The following is a 16,637-nucleotide window of genomic DNA, read 5'->3' on the forward strand; positions in this document are numbered from 1 at the left end:
TCGTGGCCATCTACGCGCTGGGCGGGCTGGAACCGGTGATCCACCCGGACGCCTACGTGCACCCGGACGCCACCGTCATCGGCGACGTCCGGATCGGCGCGCACGCCTCCGTGTGGCCGCAGGCCGTGCTGCGCGGCGACTACGGGCGCATCGAGGTCGGCGAGCGCACGTCGGTGCAGGACGGCACGGTCGTCCACTGCACCGAGGTCCACCCGGCCGTCATCGGCGCGGAGTGCGTCATCGGCCACAACGCGCACATCGAGGGCGCCACCATCGCCGACCGCTGCCTGATCGCGTCGGGGTCGGTGGTGCTCAACGGGGCCGTGGTCGAGGAGGGCTCGATCGTCGGGGCCGGCGCGGTGGTCTCGTTCGACGGGCACGTGCCCGCGCGGTCGATGGCCCTCGGCGTGCCCGCGAAGATCCGCGAGGGGTACGTCGTGCCGGACGGCGCCTGGCAGTTCGCGGTGGACAAGTACGTGGACAACGCCTCGCGCTACCGCGGGGAACTGCGGCGCCTCGACTGAGATAGGGTCCCGCCGTGGGACGTCCCCTTGAGGAAATCGTGGAAGCCGGCTGGGCCGCCGCACTCGCGCCCGTCGCCGATCAGATCGCCAGGATGGGCGAGTTCCTGCGGGCGGAGGTCGCCGCGGGGCGCACCTACCTGCCCGCGGGGGAGAACGTGCTGCGGGCGTTCCAGCAGCCGTTCCACTCCGTCCGGGTGCTCGTCGTCGGCCAGGACCCGTACCCGACACCGGGGCACGCCGTGGGCCTGAGCTTCTCGGTGTCGCCGGAGACCCGGCCCATCCCCAAGAGCCTGAACAACATCTACACCGAGTACACGGCCGACCTCGGCCACCCCACGCCGTCGAACGGCGACCTGACGCCGTGGACCGAGCAGGGCGTGCTGCTGCTCAACAGGGCGCTGACCGTGCAGCCGGGCAAGTCGAACTCCCACCGCAACAAGGGCTGGGAGCCGGTCACCGAGCAGGCCATCAAGGCGCTCGCGGCCCGCGAGACCCCGCTCGTCGCCGTCCTGTGGGGCAGCCAGGCCCGCGCGCTCAAGCCGATGCTCGCGCCGTACCCGTGCGTCGAGTCGGTCCACCCGAGCCCGCTGTCCGCGTCCGGCGGCTTCTTCGGCTCGCGGCCGTTCAGCAAGGTCAACGAGCTGCTCGTGCAGCAGGGCGCGGAGCCCGTGGACTGGAAACTGCCCTGAGCACCTCCCTTCACCCGTAGGTGGGAGAAGTGCCCACGGCCGGGGGGTCGGCCGCGTAGGGCGTGCCGGGCGGGCAACCCCGAGGTCCCCAGGACCGACGGGAAGGACGACCGACGATGCCGCTCGCACGCTCGCTCACGTCCGGCGCGCTCCTCGCGCTCTCCGCGTCGGCCTGCGCCGCCACCGCCTTCGCCACCACCGCCCTCGCGGCCGGTCCGGAACGGGCGGGGTGGCCCGTCCCGGTGCCGGTGGTGACGCCCGGCGTCGTCTCGACCCCCGGCCACCAGCCCGGCCGGACCGGCGCCGAGCCGGACACCACGCGGCTCGCGAACCCGTCGACCGGCACCCGGCTGGCCGCCAGGGGCGACGCGGTCGTGCTCACCCGCAGCTCGGACGCCGACACCTGGGACGTCGACCAGACCACCGAGGGCGTCCGGGTCCGCGACACCGCCACCGGCCGGTGCCTCACCGGGCCGGCCACCGACGTGCGACCGGGCGCGCGGGTCGGGCTGCGGGCGTGCGACGGCGCCGCCGACCAGCGCTGGGCCCTGCGCCCGAGCGGCGACGGCGGCTGGACCCTCGCCCACGGCGCGAACCGCCGGCTCGTGCTCGGCGTCGGCTACGACGGCGACCGCCCGGCGACCGCCGTCCTCGCGCCCGCCACCCCGGACCCGCACCCGGAGCACGTCTGGGCGGCCGACGACCACTGACCACCACAGACCTCCGCGCGCCGCCCGGGTTCCGCCACCAGGGCACAGCGGGTCCGTCCACCTGGCACCCCGGACCCGCGCCCGACCGGCCGCGCGGACAGCGAAAGGCCCCCGGGGCGACAACCCCGGGGGCCTTTCCACTGCACGTCAGGGCACGGCGTCAGCCGCGCACCACCTTGCCCGCCTTCAGGCACGAGGTGCACACGTTGAGCCGCTGGCGCTGCGAAGAGGACACCTTCGCGCGCACGGTCTGGATGTTCGGGTTCCACCGGCGGTTCGTCTTCCGGTGGGAGTGCGAGACAGAATGGCCGAAGCCCGGCCCCTTGCCACAGACGTCGCACACGGCAGCCACGTCAGCCACTCCTTCAGATTCTTCTGGGGGTACTCACGCCCCGGCGGGCGCGCAAGCGTGCACAAGCCTCAGCCGGGCATGGCAACCTGGACAGGGTAACCGGTCGGCCGCACCCCCTCCAAACCGGGTCGAATACCCTGGGCGGCCATGCGGGCTCTCGATGCGGTCGCGGTGCGCCAGTGGGCGGACGCCTGTGTGCGTTCCCTGGACGCGAACCGGGAGGACATCGACCGCATCAACGTGTTCCCGGTGCCCGACGGCGACACCGGCACCAACCTGCTCCAGACCATGCGCTCGGCGCTGGACGACCTGCTCCGCACCCCCGCCGACGAGAACGTCGGCACGGCCCTCGCCGCCCTCGCCCGCGGCGCGCTGGCCGGGGCGCGCGGCAACTCCGGCGTCATCCTGTCCCAGGTGCTCAGGGGCCTCGCCGAGGCCGCCCAGGGCGCGTCCACGGCCGGCGGCTCGTCGCTGCGGAGGGCGCTGCTGCGCGCCGACGAACTCGCCACCGCCGCCGTGTCCGCGCCCGTGCCGGGCACCGTGCTGACCGTCCTGCACGCCGCCGCCGAGGCGGCCCGCGACTGCGGCTCCGACGACCTGGGCGAGGTGGTCACCGCCGCCGCCGGCGCGGGCGCCGTCGCGCTCGCCGACACACCCCGCCAACTGGCCGTGCTGGCCCGCGCCGGGGTCGTCGACGCGGGCGGGCGGGGCCTCGTCGTGCTCCTGGACACCCTGGTGAACGTCGTCACCGGTCGCGTCCCGGAGCCCACCGTCCCCGATCCCGCCGTCCCGAAGCCCGTGGGGGCGGCGGTCCCGGCGACCGTGCCGCGCGACGCGCTCACCACCGCCCGCGAGGCCGGGTCCGCCGACTACGAGTACGAGGTCATGTACCTGCTCGACGGCGACCTCGACGCCGAGCTGCTGAAGGTCTCGCTGGGCGCGCTCGGCGACTGCGTGTCCGTCGTCGGCGACGGGGCCGGCCTGTGGACCGTGCACGTGCACTGCAACGACGTCGGCGCGGCGATCGAGGCGGGCATCGCCGTCGGCCGCCCGCACCGCATCACCGTCTCCCGGTTCGCCGACCAGATCGCCGCCGCCGCACCCCGCTTCGTGCGCGACCGGGCGATCGTCGTGCTGGTCGACGGGCCCGGCGCGGCCGAGCTGTTCCGCTCGGAGGGCGCCGCGGTGCTCGAACCCGGCGACGGGGTCACCGCCGCCGACCTGCTCGCCGTGATCGTCGGCACGCGAGCGCGGCAGGTGACCGTGCTGCCCGGCGACCCGGCGTGGCGCGAACCGCTCGACGAGGCCGTCGCGCAGGCCGTCGCCGCCGGGCAGGACGTGGTGGTGGTGCCGACGTTCTCGCCCGTGCAGGCGCTGGCCGCGCTCGCCGTGCACTCGCCGACCCGGCGTGCCGGCGACGACGTGGTCGCCATGGCCGAGGCCGCCGCCGCCACCCGGCGCGGCGAGGTCGCGGTGTCCGGGCGCGAGGCCATCACCTGGGTCGGCCGCTGCGAGCCGGGCGACCTGCTCGGCATGCTCGACGGCGAGGTCGTGCTCATCGCGCCCGGCGGCGAGGACGTGGGCGACCTCGCGTGCCGCCTGGTCGACCGGATGCTCGCCAGCGGCGGCGAGCTGGTCACCGTGCTGCTCGGCCGGGGTGCCCCGGCCGGCCTGGAGCTGGTGCTGGAGGATCACCTGCGGGTGACCCACCCCGAAGTGGAGCTTGCCGCCTACCAGGGCGGACAGGCGGACGCCCTCGTCGTCGTCGGCGTCGAGTAGCGGTTTTGTCGGTGTCGAGTAGTTGGATGGGCCGCTGATGACGACCTTCGACGAGAAGCTGGTGTCGGTGCTCGGCAAGAAGAGCGCCGACGCGCTGGAGTCCGGCCTGGGCCTGCGCACGGTCGGCGACCTGCTGCGCCACTACCCGCGCCGCTACGACGAGCGCGGCAAGCTCACCGAGATCGCCGGGCTGGAGCTGGGCGAGCACGTCACCGTGCAGGCGCGGGTCAAGAGCGCGCGGCAGCGGCGGATGAAGTCGCGCAGCGGCGAGCTGCTGGAGGCCGTCATCACCGACGGCACCAGCGACCTGCACCTGGTGTTCTTCGGGCGCGGCTCGCGCAAGGTCGAGCGGGAGCTGCTGCCCAACCGCGAGGCCATGTTCGCGGGCAAGGTCGGTCTGTTCAACGGCAAGCTCCAGCTCGCGCACCCCGACTACCAGGTCCTCGACGGGTTCGACGGCGACGCGGCGAAGTTCGCGGGCGCGTTCATCCCGGTCTACCCGGCGGCGCAGGGCATCCAGTCGTGGAACGTCTCCAACTGCGTGGAGCAGGTCCTCGCGCTGTGGGACGGCGTGACCGAGGACCCGCTGCCCGAGGACCTGCGCCGGGCCCGCGACCTCGTGCCGCTGGAGAAGGCCCTGCGCGACATCCACCGCCCCGATGGCTGGGCCGCCATCACCGTGGCCCAGCAGCGCCTCAAGTGGGACGAGGCGATGGCCGTCCAGCTCACCCTGGCCCAGCGCCGCCGGTCCTCGACCGCCCGGCCGGCCCCCGCGTGCCCGCCCCGCGACGGCCTGGTGCGCGACGCCTTCGACGCCCGCCTGCCGTTCGAGCTGACGGCAGGTCAGCGCGAGGTCGGCGAGCAGATCGCGGCCGACCTGGCGCGCGACGTGCCGATGAACCGGCTGCTCCAGGGGGAGGTCGGCAGCGGCAAGACGATGGTCGCCCTGCGGGCGATGCTCCAGGTCGTCGACGCCCGGCGGCAGGCCGCGATGCTGGCGCCCACCGAGGTGCTGGCCGCGCAGCACGCGCGGTCGCTGCGGGAGCAGCTGGGGGACCTCGCGCGGGCCGGTGAGCTGGGGGGAGCGGAGCACGCGACGCGCGTCACCCTGCTGACCGGGTCGATGGGGGCGGCGGCGCGGAAGAAGGCGATGCTGGAGATCGTGACCGGTGAGGCCGGGATCGTGGTCGGCACGCACGCGCTGATCCAGGACGAGGTCGAGTTCCACGACCTGGGGCTGGTCGTCGTGGACGAGCAGCACCGGTTCGGCGTGGAGCAGCGGGCCGCGCTGAGCGGGCGGGCGGGCGGGTCCGCGCCGCACGTGCTGGTGATGACGGCGACGCCGATCCCGCGCACGGTGGCCATGACGGTCTACGGCGACCTGGAGGTGTCCGCGCTGCGCGAGCTCCCGCGCGGTCGGTCGCCGATCTCGACGTCCGTGGTGCCGATCGCGGAGAAGCCGCAGTGGCTCGACCGGGCGTGGCAGCGCATCCACGAGGAGGTGCGCAAGGGGCACCAGGTGTACGTGGTGTGCCCGCGCATCGGCGACGGGGAGAACGAGGACGGCGAGGCGCCGCCGAAGGAGGACGGCTCGGAGCGCCGCCCGCCGCTGGCGGTGGTGGACGTGGCGAACCGGTTGGCCGCCGGGCCGCTGCGGGGGTTGCGGGTCGACATCCTGCACGGTCGGATGGCGCCGGACGACAAGGACGCCGTGATGCGGGCGTTCGCCGCCAACGAGGTGCAGGTGCTCGTGGCGACGACGGTGGTCGAGGTGGGCGTGAACGTGCCCAACGCCACCGTCATGGTGGTCATGGACGCCGACCGGTTCGGGGTGAGCCAGCTGCACCAGCTGCGCGGGCGCGTCGGCCGGGGCAGCGCGCCGGGGCTGTGCCTGCTGGTGACCGAGATGCCCGGCGGCACGTCGACCATGGAGCGGCTGCGGGCCGTCGAGTCCACGCTGGACGGCTTCGAGCTGGCGCAGCTGGACCTGGAGCTGCGTCGGGAGGGCGACGTCCTGGGCGCGGCCCAGTCGGGCACGCGATCGGGGTTGAAGATGCTGTCGCTGCTGCGCGACGAGGACGTGATCGCCGACGCGCGGGTGGTGGCGCAGGAGGTCGTGGAGGCCGACCCGGACCTGGCGGACCACCCGGGGCTGGCCGGGTTGGTGGCGGGCCTGCTGGACGAGGAGCGCGCCGAGTACCTGGAGAAGGCCTGAGCGCCGGTCCGGTTAGGGTGGATCGTGCGCCGTTTCCCGTTCGTCCTGATCCCGTTGGCGCTGGTCGCCTGCTCGTCCGGTCCGGGTGGCGACCCGGCCCCGTCGAGCGCGCCGCCCCGGAGTGACCTGGCGGTGCTCGCCGAGCGCATCGAGCAGCGCCGCGCCGAGCTGTCCACCGCCACGTTCCACACCGAGGGCTTCGCCTCCGACGGGCAGGCCACCGAGGTCCGCAGCGTGGTCGACGGGTCGGTCCGGCACTCGCCCGGCGGGGTGAGCGCGTCGATGGTGATGGACGTCGCGACCGGCGGTCGGCCCGCGAACAGGACGTCGCTCGTGGTCGTGCCCGCCGGGACGTACGTGCAGGTCGCGGGCGCGCCCATGCCCGAGGGCAAGAAGTGGGGCTACTACACGGCGGAGAACAGCGGCTCGCTGGACGCGCTGATGCGCGGGTTCGGACCGAGCGCCACGGTGGGCGCCGAGCTGGACTACGTGGAACCCCGGGCCGCGCTGGTCGTCGGCACGGCGTCCGAGCAGCTCGACGGCGTGCCGGTGACCCGCCACGACCTGGTCGTCGACCCGCTCACGATGGCGAAGGTCGTGGAGGACCGGGACATCCAGCTCCAGCACACCCAGCTCGCCGAGTACGGCGTGGCCATCGCCGCCTCGGTGTGGGTGGACGGCACCGGCGCGCCGCTGAAGGCCGAGTACCGCTTCGAGCTGGACGGCGAGGTGGTCAAGCGGTCCACCACCCGGTTCCGCGACTGGGGCGGGCCGGTGGACATCGCGGTGCCCGACCAGGCCGAGGTCGTGCCCGCCGACCGGCTGCCGGGGTAGCCGGCAGCCGGTCGGCCCGGGTCACCTGCCCCTGCGGGGCGCCGCCTTCGGCACCGGGAGCTGGGTCGTGGGCTGCTCGGACGGGTCGACCTCGGGCTCGGCGGCCTTCGACGCCACCTTCACCTTCGGTGCGGAGGCCTCGGTCCCGGCGACCTTGGACTCGGCGACCTTGGACTCGGCCGGCTCGGTCTCGGCTGCCGCGGCCCTCTCGGCCTCGTCGTCCGCCAGGGCCTCGACGTCCAGCGGCGAGAGGCTGGCCATCGCCCGGGTGATCGCCTCCTGCGCCGCGCCGAACTGCTCGGTCACCGCCCGGTGCACGCTGTGCAGCTCGGCGAGCTTGCGGTCGGCGGCGGTGACGCGGCGGTCGGCGTGGGCGTCCGCCTCGGTGATCGTCTTCTCGGCGCGGGCGTTGGCGTCGGCGATGGCCTTCTCGGCCTTGGCCAGGGCCTCGGACTCCAGCTCGGCGATCTGCCTCGCCGACTCGGCGCGCAGCTCGGCGGTGTCCGCGCGGGCCGCTTCGAGCAGCTTCGCGGCCTCGGCCTTCGCCTCGACGACGTGCACCTCGTGCTCCTCGCGGAGCGTGGTGCGCAGCTCGTCGTACTCCTTGTCGAGCTCGTCGTGGTGACCCTTGTACTTCTGCTCCAGCTCGGTGCGCTTGGCCGCCAGCTCCGCGGTCCGGCCCTCGAAGTCGGCGGTCAGCCGCTCGCGCTCCGACGTCGCCTCGGCCACCAGCGCCTCGTGCTCACGGGTGAGCTTGGCGCGCAGCTCCTCCAGCGACTTCTCCAGCTCGGCGCGGCGCTCCTCGTACTGGCGCTCCAGCTCGGCGGTCCGCTGCTGGTGGGCCGCCTCCAACTGGCGGCGGCGCTCCTCCAGGTCGGTCATCGCCCGCTGGTGCGCCGCCCGGCCCTCGGCGGCGGCGCGCTCGGCCTCGGCGCGCGTCGCGTTGGCCTGGTCGAGCGCGGCCTTGCGGATGTCGGCGATCTCCTCCTCGGCGAGCGTCATCATCACGCGGACGCGCTCGGTGACGTTGGAGGCGTTGACCGGGCTGTTGGCGAGGTTGCTCAGCTGGCCCTTGACCTTGTCCAGCTCGGCGCGGGTCGAGCCGAGCAGCTTGGACAGCTCCGCGACCTGGGTGGAGGCCGCCTCACGCGCTCTGTTGGAGTTCTTCAGGTCGTACTCGAGACGCGTCACGCGCTCGTTCACCTGACGCTGGTTGTACCCGCGCAGAACGACGTCGAAATGGGTGCGGGCAGCAGGCTGCCCAGTCCCTTCAGCCCCGGCCATGACCTCAACCCTACCGAGAAGTCGCTGACCGCAGTCACCCGATGCAGCGAACGCACCGTAACGGGTCGGTCATCCTGCGTGCGTGGTGAACGGAGCGTGACGGCCGTGCGTCGAACGCGTGTTCGACGGAACGAGGAGCTGCGCCGGAGGGCGCCGCAGGGGAGAATCCGGGGGCATGGTCCCAGGTCGCGGCCACCCTTGACCGGATGAGTGACCGATCACGATGACGTCCGTCACGTGGGATGGAACTCCCGAAGGGCGGGAAGCGCGCGGTAGCGTGCCTTGATTCACCCCTGCCTTGATCCACGTCGAGCAACCGGGAGGGAACGCCGCATGTTCCGCAAGGTTCTTGTCGCCAACCGCGGCGAGATCGCGATCCGCGCCTTTCGCGCCGCCTACGAACTGGGCGCGGGCACGGTCGCGGTCTTCCCCCACGAGGACCGCAACTCCCTGCACCGGCTGAAGGCCGACGAGTCCTACGAGATCGGTGAGCCGGGCCACCCCGTCCGCGCCTACCTGTCCGTGGACGAGGTCATCAGGGCGGCGCGCAAGGCCGGCGCCGACGCCGTCTACCCCGGCTACGGCTTCCTCTCCGAGAACCCCGAGCTGGCCAAGGCGTGCGCCGCGGCGGGCATCACGTTCGTCGGCCCGCCCGCCGACGTGCTGGAGCTGACCGGCAACAAGGCCCGCGCGATCGCCGCGGCCCGCGAGGCCGGCCTGCCCGTGCTGAAGTCCAGCGCGCCGTCCAGCGACATCGACGAGCTGCTGGCCGCCGCCGAGGGCATCGACTTCCCGGTCTTCGTGAAGGCGGTCGCCGGCGGTGGTGGTCGCGGCATGCGGCGGGTGGAGGACGAGGGCGCGCTGCGCGAGTCCCTGGAGGCGGCGTCCCGCGAGGCCGAGTCGGCCTTCGGCGACCCGACGGTGTTCCTGGAGCAGGCCGTGGTCGAGCCGCGGCACATCGAGGTGCAGATCCTCGCCGACGGCGAGGGCAACGTGATGCACCTGTTCGAGCGCGACTGCTCGGTGCAGCGCCGCCACCAGAAGGTCATCGAGATCGCCCCCGCGCCGAACCTGGCCCCGGAGCTGCGGCAGCGCATCTGCGACGACGCGGTGAAGTTCGCGCGGCACATCGGCTACCGCAACGCGGGCACGGTCGAGTTCCTGCTCGACCCGCACGGCAACTACGTCTTCATCGAGATGAACCCCCGCATCCAGGTCGAGCACACGGTGACCGAGGAGGTCACCGACGTCGACCTCGTGCAGTCGCAGATGCGGATCGCGAGCGGCGAGTCCCTGGAGGACCTGGGGCTCAGCCAGGAGACCGTGCAGCTGCGCGGCGCGGCCCTCCAGTGCCGCATCACCACCGAGGACCCGGCCAACGGGTTCCGCCCCGACACGGGCATGATCAGCGCCTACCGCTCGCCGGGCGGCTCGGGCATCCGCCTCGACGGCGGCACGACCGGCGCCGGCACGGCCATCGGCGCGCACTTCGACTCGATGCTGGTCAAGCTCACCTGCCGCGGGCGCACGTTCTCCGCCGCCGTGGCGCGGGCCCGCCGCGCGGTCGCCGAGTTCCGCATCCGAGGCGTGTCCACGAACATCCCGTTCCTCCAGGCGGTGCTGGACGACCCGGACTTCTACGAGGGCCGCGTCACCACCTCGTTCATCGAGAAGCGCCCCCGGCTGCTCACCGCGCGCGTCCCGGCCGACCGCGGCACGCGCCTGCTGACCTACCTGGCCGACGTGACGGTGAACAAGCCGAACGGCCCGCGCCCGCCCGCCGTGGACCCGCGCGTGAAGCTGCCGGCCGCGGACCTCGCCGCGGAACCGCCCGCCGGGTCGAAGCAGAAGCTGGTGGAGCTGGGCCCGGAGGGCTTCGCCCGCTGGATGCGGGAGTCGAAGGCGCTCGGCGTCACCGACACCACGTTCCGCGACGCGCACCAGTCGCTGCTGGCCACCCGCGTGCGCACCAAGGACCTGCTGGCCGTCGCGCCGCACGTCGCGCGGATGGCGCCGCAGCTGCTGTCCCTGGAGGCGTGGGGCGGCGCGACGTACGACGTGGCGCTGCGGTTCCTCGCCGAGGACCCGTGGGAGCGGTTGGCGGCGCTGCGGGAGGCGGTGCCCAACATCACCCTCCAGATGCTGCTGCGCGGCCGCAACACGGTGGGCTACACGCCCTACCCCGAGGCGGTGACCAGCGCTTTCGTCGAGGAGGCCACGAAGACCGGCATCGACGTCTTCCGCATCTTCGACGCCCTCAACGACGTCGAGCAGATGCGCCCGGCCATCGAGGCGGTCCGGGAGACCGGCACGGCGGTCGCCGAGGTCGCCCTCTGCTACACCTCGGACCTGTCCGACCCGGCGGAGCGGCTCTACACGCTCGACTACTACCTCGAGCTCGCCGAGCAGATCGTGGGCGCGGGCGCGCACGTGCTCGCGGTGAAGGACATGGCGGGCCTGCTGCGCCCGCCGGCCGCCGCGCGCCTGATCACGGCGCTGCGCAAGGAGTTCGACCTGCCCGTGCACCTGCACACCCACGACACGGCGGGCGGCCAGCTGGCCACCTACCTGGCGGCGATCCAGTCCGGGGTGGACGCGGTGGACGGCGCCGTCGCCTCGATGGCGGGCACGACGTCGCAGCCGCCGCTCTCGGCGATCGTGGCGGCCACCGACTACACCGAGCGCGCCACGGGCCTGGACCTGCGGGCGGTGTGCGACCTGGAGCCGTACTGGGAGGCGGTGCGCAAGGTCTACGCGCCGTTCGAGTCGGGCATCCCCGGCCCCACGGGCCGCGTCTACACGCACGAGATCCCCGGCGGGCAGCTGTCGAACCTGCGCACCCAGGCGGTCGCGCTCGGCCTCGGGCAGAAGTTCGAGGAGATCGAGGCGATGTACGCCGCGGCCGACCGGATGCTCGGCCGGCTGGTGAAGGTGACCCCCTCCTCGAAGGTCGTCGGCGACCTCGCGCTGCACCTGGTGGGCGCGGGCGTGAAGCCGGAGGAGTTCGAGGCCGACCCGGGCAGGTACGACATCCCGGGCTCGGTGATCGGGTTCCTGCACGGCGAGCTGGGCGACCCGCCCGGCGGCTGGCCGGAGCCGTTCCGCTCCAAGGCCCTCCAGGGCCGCCCGGCGCCCAAGGGCGTGGCGGACCTGACCGAGGACGACGAGAAGGGCCTGGAGGGCGACCGGCGGGCCACGCTCAACCGGCTGCTGTTCCCGGCGCCCACCAAGGAGTTCCTGGCGCACCGGGACGCCTACGGCGACACCAGCGTGCTGAGCAGCAAGGACTTCTTCTACGGCCTCAAGCCGGGGGAGGAGTACTCGGTCGACCTGGAGCCGGGCGTGCGGCTGCTGATCGGCCTGGAGGCCATCGGCGAGGCCGACGAGCGCGGCGTCCGCACGGTGATGGCGGTGCTCAACGGCCAGTTGCGGCCCATCCAGGTGCGCGACCGGTCGATCGCCGCCGAGGTCCCGGTGGCCGAGAAGGCCGACCGGGCCAACCCCGACCACGTCGCCGCGCCGTTCGCGGGCGTCGTCACGCCGAGCGTGGACGAGGACGACCGGGTCGAGGCCGGGCAGACCGTGGCGACCATCGAGGCGATGAAGATGGAGGCCGCGATCACCGCGCCGAGGGCCGGCCGCGTGAAGCGGCTCGCGGTGCGCGGCGTGCAGCAGGTGGAGGGCGGCGACCTGCTGATCGTCCTGGACTGACCGCGGGATCGGGGCGGGGGCACCGGTGCGGTGCCCCCGCCCCGGTGCGTGTAGACCTGCCTGATGCAGAACGGGTACCAGACGGTCGTGGACGTCGAGGCGACCGACGCCGAGGCCGCCGACCTCGCCGCCGCGGTGACCGCGTGGCTCGTCGAACGGGGCGTCGTCGTGGCCGGCGTCACCAGCTGCGCCGGTGGTCCCGGTCACGCGCCCGGCCCGGAACGGGCCCTCGCCGCGCCCCCGCCGGACGCGGACCAGGCGGTGCCGGCGTGGAACGGCCTCCAGGTCGTCGTCGGCCGCGCCGTCCACTACACCAGGGGTGACCAGGGCGTCCTCTGCCCGCACTGCGGCGCGGACGTCGGCCTGGAGCGGGTCGCCGACTCGTTCGACGAGTGGCTGCGCGGCGAACCGGGGGCGCGGCCGTGCCCGGCGTGCGCCCGGGAACTCGATCCGAACGGGTGGCGTTGGGTACCGCAGTGGGGCTTCGGTGCCGTGGCCTTCACCTTCTGGAACTGGCCACCGCTGCGCCCCGGGTTCGTCGCCGAGTTGTCGGCCCGGCTCGGGCACCGCACCGTTGTGGTGGCGGACGAGCTGTGAGGGGGCGGTGGCGATGAAGAAGCTCGGACTCGCGCTGGGGCTGGTCGCGGGGGCGGTGGCCTGGGCCGCCCGGGACGTCCCGGTCGCGCTGGGCGGCAAGCCCGGCGGCGACCGGGTCCGCGACTCGCCGCAGTTCCGCGACGGGAAGTTCCGCAACGCCAGGCAGACCCGCACCATGCCGCCCTCCGACGCCGGCGGGACGCTGCGGGAGATGCTCTTCGGCGGTCAGCGACGCCACCCGGACGGCGAGGTGCCGCTCGTGCCGCCGGTCCCCGGCACGCCGGACGGCCTGCACATCACCTGGTACGGCCACGCCTCCACGCTGATCGAGATCGACGGCGCCCGCGTCCTGGTCGACCCGGTGTGGAGCGACCGCTGCTCGCCGTCGCCGGTGGTCGGCCCCAAGCGCCTGCACCCCGTGCCGCACCGGCTCGACGAGGTCGGGCGGGTCGACGCGGTCGTCATCTCGCACGACCACTACGACCACCTCGACCTGCCGACCGTGCGGGCGCTGACCGAGGGCCAGGACGCGGTGTTCGTGGTGCCGCTGGGCATCGGCGCGCACCTGCGCCGCTGGGACGTGCCCGAGCACCGGATCGTCGAGCTGGACTGGGACGAGTCGCACGAGGTCGCGGGCATCACGCTGGTCGCCACCGCCGCGCAGCACTTCTCCGGCCGCGGCTTCGAGCGGGACAACACGCTGTGGGCGTCGTGGGTGGTCAAGGGGCCCGAGCACCGCGTCTACTACAGCGGCGACACGGGCTACTTCGACGGCTACCGGAGGATCGGCGAGGAGCACGGGCCGTTCGACGCGGCCCTGGTGCAGATCGGCGCGTACGGACCGGGCTGGCCGGACATCCACATGACGCCCGAGGAGGGCGTGGCCGCGCACCGCGACGTGCGCGGTGGGCTGCTGATCCCGGTGCACTGGGCCACCTTCAACCTGGCCCTGCACGACTGGTCCGAGCCCGTGGACCGCGTGTGGCGCGAGGCCAAGGCCCAGGAGGTCCCGCTCGCCGTGCCGCGGCCGGGCGAGAGGATCGACGTCTCCCGGCCCCCCGCGGTCGACGGCTGGTGGCAGGCGCTCGCATGACGAGGACGGCGGTGGTCACCGGCGGCGGCACCGGCATCGGCCGGGCCGTCGCGGAGGAACTGGTGCGGCGAGGGCTCGACGTGGTGGTCACCGGCCGCCGCGCCGACGTGCCGACGTGCCGGAGAAGACCGCGGCGGAGATCGGCGCGCGGGCGGTGGCGTTCGACGCGGCCCTCGCGCACCTGCCCGAGCGGGTCGACGTGCTGGTGAACAACGCGGGCGGGCTCGCCGACGGCGCCGACCTCAAGCGGCGGTGGCCGGCCGACTACGAGCTGAACGTCGTCACGGCGGTCCTCGTCACCACCGCCCTCCAGCCCCGGCTCAACGACCAGGCGCGCGTGGTCACCATCGGCTCGATCGCGGGCCGCCGCGGCGGCGGCAGCCACGGCGCGGCCAAGGCCGCGGTCGAGGCGTGGACGGCGGAACTGGCGTTCCGCCTCGGCGACCGCGACATCACGGCCAACGTCGTGTCGCCCGGCTTCGTCGACGGGACGGAGTTCTTCGGCGGCGCCATGGGCGAACAGCGCCGCGCGAACCTCGTCGCGCAGACCGCCAACGGCCGCGCGGGCACGCCCGCCGACGTGGCCGCCACCGTGGCGTTCCTCACCTCGCCGGGGGCCGGGCACGTCACCGGGCAGGTGGTCGCCGTCAACGGCGGCGCGCACCTGGGACGATGAGGGCGTGACCAGGATCGTCGCGGGCGTCGCCGGTGGCCGCCGCCTCCAGGTGCCGCCGCGCGGCACGCGCCCCACCTCCGACCGCGTCCGCGAGGCCATGTTCAGCTCGCTGGAGGCGCTGCTCGACCTCGACGGCGCGACCGTGCTCGACCTCTACGCCGGTTCCGGGGCGCTCGGCCTCGAGGCCCTGTCCCGGGGTGCGGCCGGGGCCGTGTTCGTGGAGTCCGACAAGCGGGCTGCCGAAGTGCTGAGGGGCAACGCCCGCTCGCTCGGCCTGCCCGGCGCGACGGTCCTCAACCGCACCGCCGAGGCCGTCGCCGCGACCGCGCCCGACGAGGCGTGCGACGTCGTGTTCGCCGACCCGCCCTACGCGGTGACCGCCGAGCAGCTCAACCGGTTGCTGGAAGCCCTGGTCACCGCCGGGTGGACCAAGCCGGGCACGCTGCTCGTCGTCGAACGGGCCGCGCGCGACCCCGAGCCGGTGTGGCCGGCCGGCGTGGAATCCTTGCGCGGCAAGCGATACGGCGACACCGCGCTGCACTGGGCCGAACAGGTGTCCGCCACCGGGTGATGCGGACCACGCACCGGACTGGACGCGTCCGATCGGGTGCTACCGTCCGAAACCATGACGCGTGCCGTGTGCCCCGGCTCCTACGACCCGGCCACCAACGGACACCTGGACATCATCGGCAGAGCGGCGAAGCTCTTCGACGAGGTCGTCGTCGCCGTGCTCATCAACAAGAACAAGAAGACGCTCTTCTCGGTCGAGGAGCGCACCGAGATGCTGCGCGAGGTCACCGCCCAGTGGCCGAACGTCCGCGTCGACGCCTGGCACGGCCTGCTGGTCGACTACTGCCTGGAGAACGACATCAAGGCCATCGTGAAGGGCCTGCGAGCGGTCAGCGACTACGACTACGAGTTGCAGATGGCGCAGATGAACCACCAGCTCACCGGCGTCGACACGCTGTTCATGCCGACCAACCCGATCTACAGCTTCCTGGCCAGCTCCCTGGTGAAGGACGTGGCGACCTACGGTGGCGACGTGTCCAGCCTGCTGCCGCCGACGATCAAGGAGCGGCTGCTCGCCCGGCTCGCCGAGAGCCGCTGACCGGTCACCGTCGGCCACCCCGAGGGGTGCTCGCCGTCACCCGGCGTGGTAATCCTTCGTCGACATGAGCGGGATCACATCGCGCGCCGTGACGGCGCCGCACCCCCCGCCGCCGCTCCCGCCCCGGCCCGGCCGGCGGCCTCCGCCCAGGCGACGTACCGGCGGCGCGAGCCCGCGGCCGCGCCCCCGCCGCCGGTACGTCGCGCGGGCCCCGTCCGGTGGAGATCACCCGATGGCCGGACACGCCCTGCCGATCTCCCGGCGGCGACGAGATCGGCAGGGCACACTGGACGGGTACTGCTGTGGGCGCGAGGAGTGTGACGTGTACCGGGTGTTCGAGGCCCTCGACGAGCTGGTCACGATCGTCGAGGAAGCGCGTGGCGTGCCGATGACCTCCGGGTGCGTCGTGCCGCGCGGTGACGTGCTCGAACTGCTCGACGACGTCCGCGACGCGATCCCCGCCGAGCTGGACGACGCGCAGGACGTGCTCGACCACCGCGACGAACTGGTCGGCAAGGCGCAGCACGAGGTGGAGCAGAGCCTGAGCAAGGCCCGCTCCGACGCCGACCGGATGGTCTCCGAGGCCCAGCACGAGGCCGAGCGGATGCTGTCCGAGGCGCGAGTCCGCGCGGAGCGGATGGTCGCGGAGGCCCAGGACCAGGCCGAGCGGACCGTCGCCGCCGGTCGCCAGGAGTACGAGGACCTGGTCGGCCGCGCCCACGCCGAGGCCGACCGGATGGTCCAGGCCGGCCGGGCCAACTACGAGCGCGCGGTCGAGGAGGGCCGGGCCGAGCAGACGCGCCTGGTCGACCAGACCGAGGTCGTGCAGGCCGCCCACAACGAGGCGGCCCGCGTGCTGGAGGTCGCCCGGACGGAGGCGGTCCGGCTGCGCGGCGAGTGCGACGCGTACGTGGACGGCAAGCTCGCCGACTTCGAGGACCTGCTCGCGCACACCCTGCGCAGCGTCGGCAAGGGGCGCTCGCACCTGCGCGGCCCGGCCGTGGCCAGCGCCGCCGCGCCGTTCGACTACCACGACTGAGCGATCTGGTCGGACGACGTCCGACC

Annotated in this window: 14 protein-coding genes and 1 pseudogene; 13 read left to right on the plus strand and 2 right to left on the minus strand. The window is 73.9% G+C overall.

Annotated elements, in window-relative coordinates; genetic code table 11:
* The first annotated feature begins 2 nt into the window (after nt 1-2).
* From CKY47_RS20190 to CKY47_RS20200, 3 genes are all read left to right on the plus strand, one after another.
* Complete coding sequence (locus CKY47_RS20190) at nt 3-524, plus strand: gamma carbonic anhydrase family protein (protein ID WP_306747448.1); 522 nt, start codon at nt 3-5, stop codon at nt 522-524.
* Between the two features lie 14 nt (nt 525-538).
* Nucleotides 539-1,213, plus strand: a complete 675-nt coding sequence (locus CKY47_RS20195) for a uracil-DNA glycosylase (protein WP_306747449.1) — start codon at nt 539-541, stop codon at nt 1,211-1,213.
* Between the two features lie 116 nt (nt 1,214-1,329).
* Nucleotides 1,330-1,923 (plus strand): RICIN domain-containing protein, encoded by a 594-nt coding sequence (locus CKY47_RS20200; RefSeq protein ID WP_306747450.1) that lies wholly within the window; start codon nt 1,330-1,332, stop codon nt 1,921-1,923.
* A gap of 160 nt (nt 1,924-2,083) precedes the next feature.
* Here the strand turns inward: CKY47_RS20200 and rpmB are convergent, their stop codons facing one another.
* Nucleotides 2,084-2,275 carry a 50S ribosomal protein L28 gene (gene rpmB / locus CKY47_RS20205; protein ID WP_306747451.1) on the minus strand — a complete coding sequence of 64 codons (192 nt, stop codon included), beginning with the start codon at nt 2,273-2,275 and terminating at the stop codon, nt 2,084-2,086.
* A gap of 147 nt (nt 2,276-2,422) precedes the next feature.
* On the opposite strand from rpmB, the gene CKY47_RS20210 reads away from it, so the two are divergent.
* From CKY47_RS20210 to CKY47_RS20220, 3 genes are read left to right on the plus strand one after another with little or no spacing between them, the layout of a single operon-like run.
* The gene (locus CKY47_RS20210; protein WP_306747452.1) at nt 2,423-4,054 is read left to right on the plus strand and encodes a DAK2 domain-containing protein; all 1,632 of its coding nucleotides are present in this window, start codon (nt 2,423-2,425) and stop codon (nt 4,052-4,054) included.
* Nucleotides 4,055-4,091: 37 nt separating this feature from the next.
* Nucleotides 4,092-6,269, plus strand: coding sequence for an ATP-dependent DNA helicase RecG (gene recG / locus CKY47_RS20215; RefSeq protein ID WP_306747453.1), 2,178 nt, complete (start codon nt 4,092-4,094; stop codon nt 6,267-6,269).
* Between the two features lie 24 nt (nt 6,270-6,293).
* Nucleotides 6,294-7,103, plus strand: coding sequence for a hypothetical protein (locus CKY47_RS20220; protein ID WP_306747454.1), 810 nt, complete (start codon nt 6,294-6,296; stop codon nt 7,101-7,103).
* Nucleotides 7,104-7,124: 21 nt separating this feature from the next.
* On the opposite strand, the gene CKY47_RS20225 is transcribed toward CKY47_RS20220, so the two are convergent.
* Complete coding sequence (locus CKY47_RS20225; RefSeq protein WP_306747455.1) at nt 7,125-8,294, minus strand: coiled-coil domain-containing protein; 1,170 nt, start codon at nt 8,292-8,294, stop codon at nt 7,125-7,127.
* A gap of 426 nt (nt 8,295-8,720) precedes the next feature.
* Here CKY47_RS20225 and CKY47_RS20230 point away from each other — a divergent pair, with 426 nt between their 5' ends.
* The 7 genes and pseudogenes from CKY47_RS20230 (at nt 8,721) to CKY47_RS20265 (ending at nt 16,611) form a co-directional block, all read left to right on the plus strand.
* Nucleotides 8,721-12,098 (plus strand): pyruvate carboxylase, encoded by a 3,378-nt coding sequence (locus CKY47_RS20230; protein ID WP_306747456.1) that lies wholly within the window; start codon nt 8,721-8,723, stop codon nt 12,096-12,098.
* A gap of 63 nt (nt 12,099-12,161) precedes the next feature.
* A complete protein-coding gene (locus CKY47_RS20235; RefSeq protein WP_306747457.1) occupies nt 12,162-12,695 on the plus strand; it encodes a hypothetical protein in 534 nt (177 codons plus the stop codon).
* A gap of 13 nt (nt 12,696-12,708) precedes the next feature.
* The gene (locus CKY47_RS20240) at nt 12,709-13,788 is read left to right on the plus strand and encodes an MBL fold metallo-hydrolase (protein ID WP_306747458.1); all 1,080 of its coding nucleotides are present in this window, start codon (nt 12,709-12,711) and stop codon (nt 13,786-13,788) included.
* Nucleotides 13,785-14,464: pseudogene (locus CKY47_RS20250) on the plus strand (SDR family NAD(P)-dependent oxidoreductase). The gene CKY47_RS20240 and the pseudogene CKY47_RS20250 overlap by 4 nt, the downstream one beginning before the upstream one ends.
* 4 nt (nt 14,465-14,468) lie before the next feature.
* Complete coding sequence (gene rsmD, locus CKY47_RS20255) at nt 14,469-15,035, plus strand: 16S rRNA (guanine(966)-N(2))-methyltransferase RsmD (protein WP_306747461.1); 567 nt, start codon at nt 14,469-14,471, stop codon at nt 15,033-15,035.
* A 54-nt stretch (nt 15,036-15,089) separates the two neighbouring features.
* On the plus strand, nt 15,090-15,572 hold the full coding sequence (gene coaD / locus CKY47_RS20260; protein ID WP_306747462.1) for a pantetheine-phosphate adenylyltransferase: 483 nt from the start codon (nt 15,090-15,092) through the stop codon (nt 15,570-15,572).
* A 322-nt stretch (nt 15,573-15,894) separates the two neighbouring features.
* Entirely contained in the window at nt 15,895-16,611 is a 717-nt protein-coding gene (locus CKY47_RS20265; RefSeq protein ID WP_306747463.1) for a DivIVA domain-containing protein, read from the plus strand.
* The last annotated feature ends 26 nt before the right edge of the window (nt 16,612-16,637 follow it).

It is taken from the genome of Saccharothrix longispora, assembly GCF_030852425.1.
GTDB classification, from domain to species: Bacteria; Actinomycetota; Actinomycetes; order Mycobacteriales; family Pseudonocardiaceae; genus Actinosynnema; species Actinosynnema longispora.

What these genes read in the sequence shown, in the direction of transcription:
- CKY47_RS20240 (WP_306747458.1), top strand. Translation starts at nt 12,709, where the DNA reads ATGAAGAAGCTCGGACTCGCGCTGGGGCTGGTCGCGGGGGCGGTGGCC.
- CKY47_RS20200 (WP_306747450.1), top strand. Translation starts at nt 1,330, where the DNA reads ATGCCGCTCGCACGCTCGCTCACGTCCGGCGCGCTCCTCGCGCTCTCC.
- CKY47_RS20210 (WP_306747452.1), top strand. Translation starts at nt 2,423, where the DNA reads ATGCGGGCTCTCGATGCGGTCGCGGTGCGCCAGTGGGCGGACGCCTGT.
- recG (WP_306747453.1), top strand. Translation starts at nt 4,092, where the DNA reads ATGACGACCTTCGACGAGAAGCTGGTGTCGGTGCTCGGCAAGAAGAGC.
- CKY47_RS20235 (WP_306747457.1), top strand. Translation starts at nt 12,162, where the DNA reads ATGCAGAACGGGTACCAGACGGTCGTGGACGTCGAGGCGACCGACGCC.
- coaD (WP_306747462.1), top strand. Translation starts at nt 15,090, where the DNA reads ATGACGCGTGCCGTGTGCCCCGGCTCCTACGACCCGGCCACCAACGGA.
- CKY47_RS20230 (WP_306747456.1), top strand. Translation starts at nt 8,721, where the DNA reads ATGTTCCGCAAGGTTCTTGTCGCCAACCGCGGCGAGATCGCGATCCGC.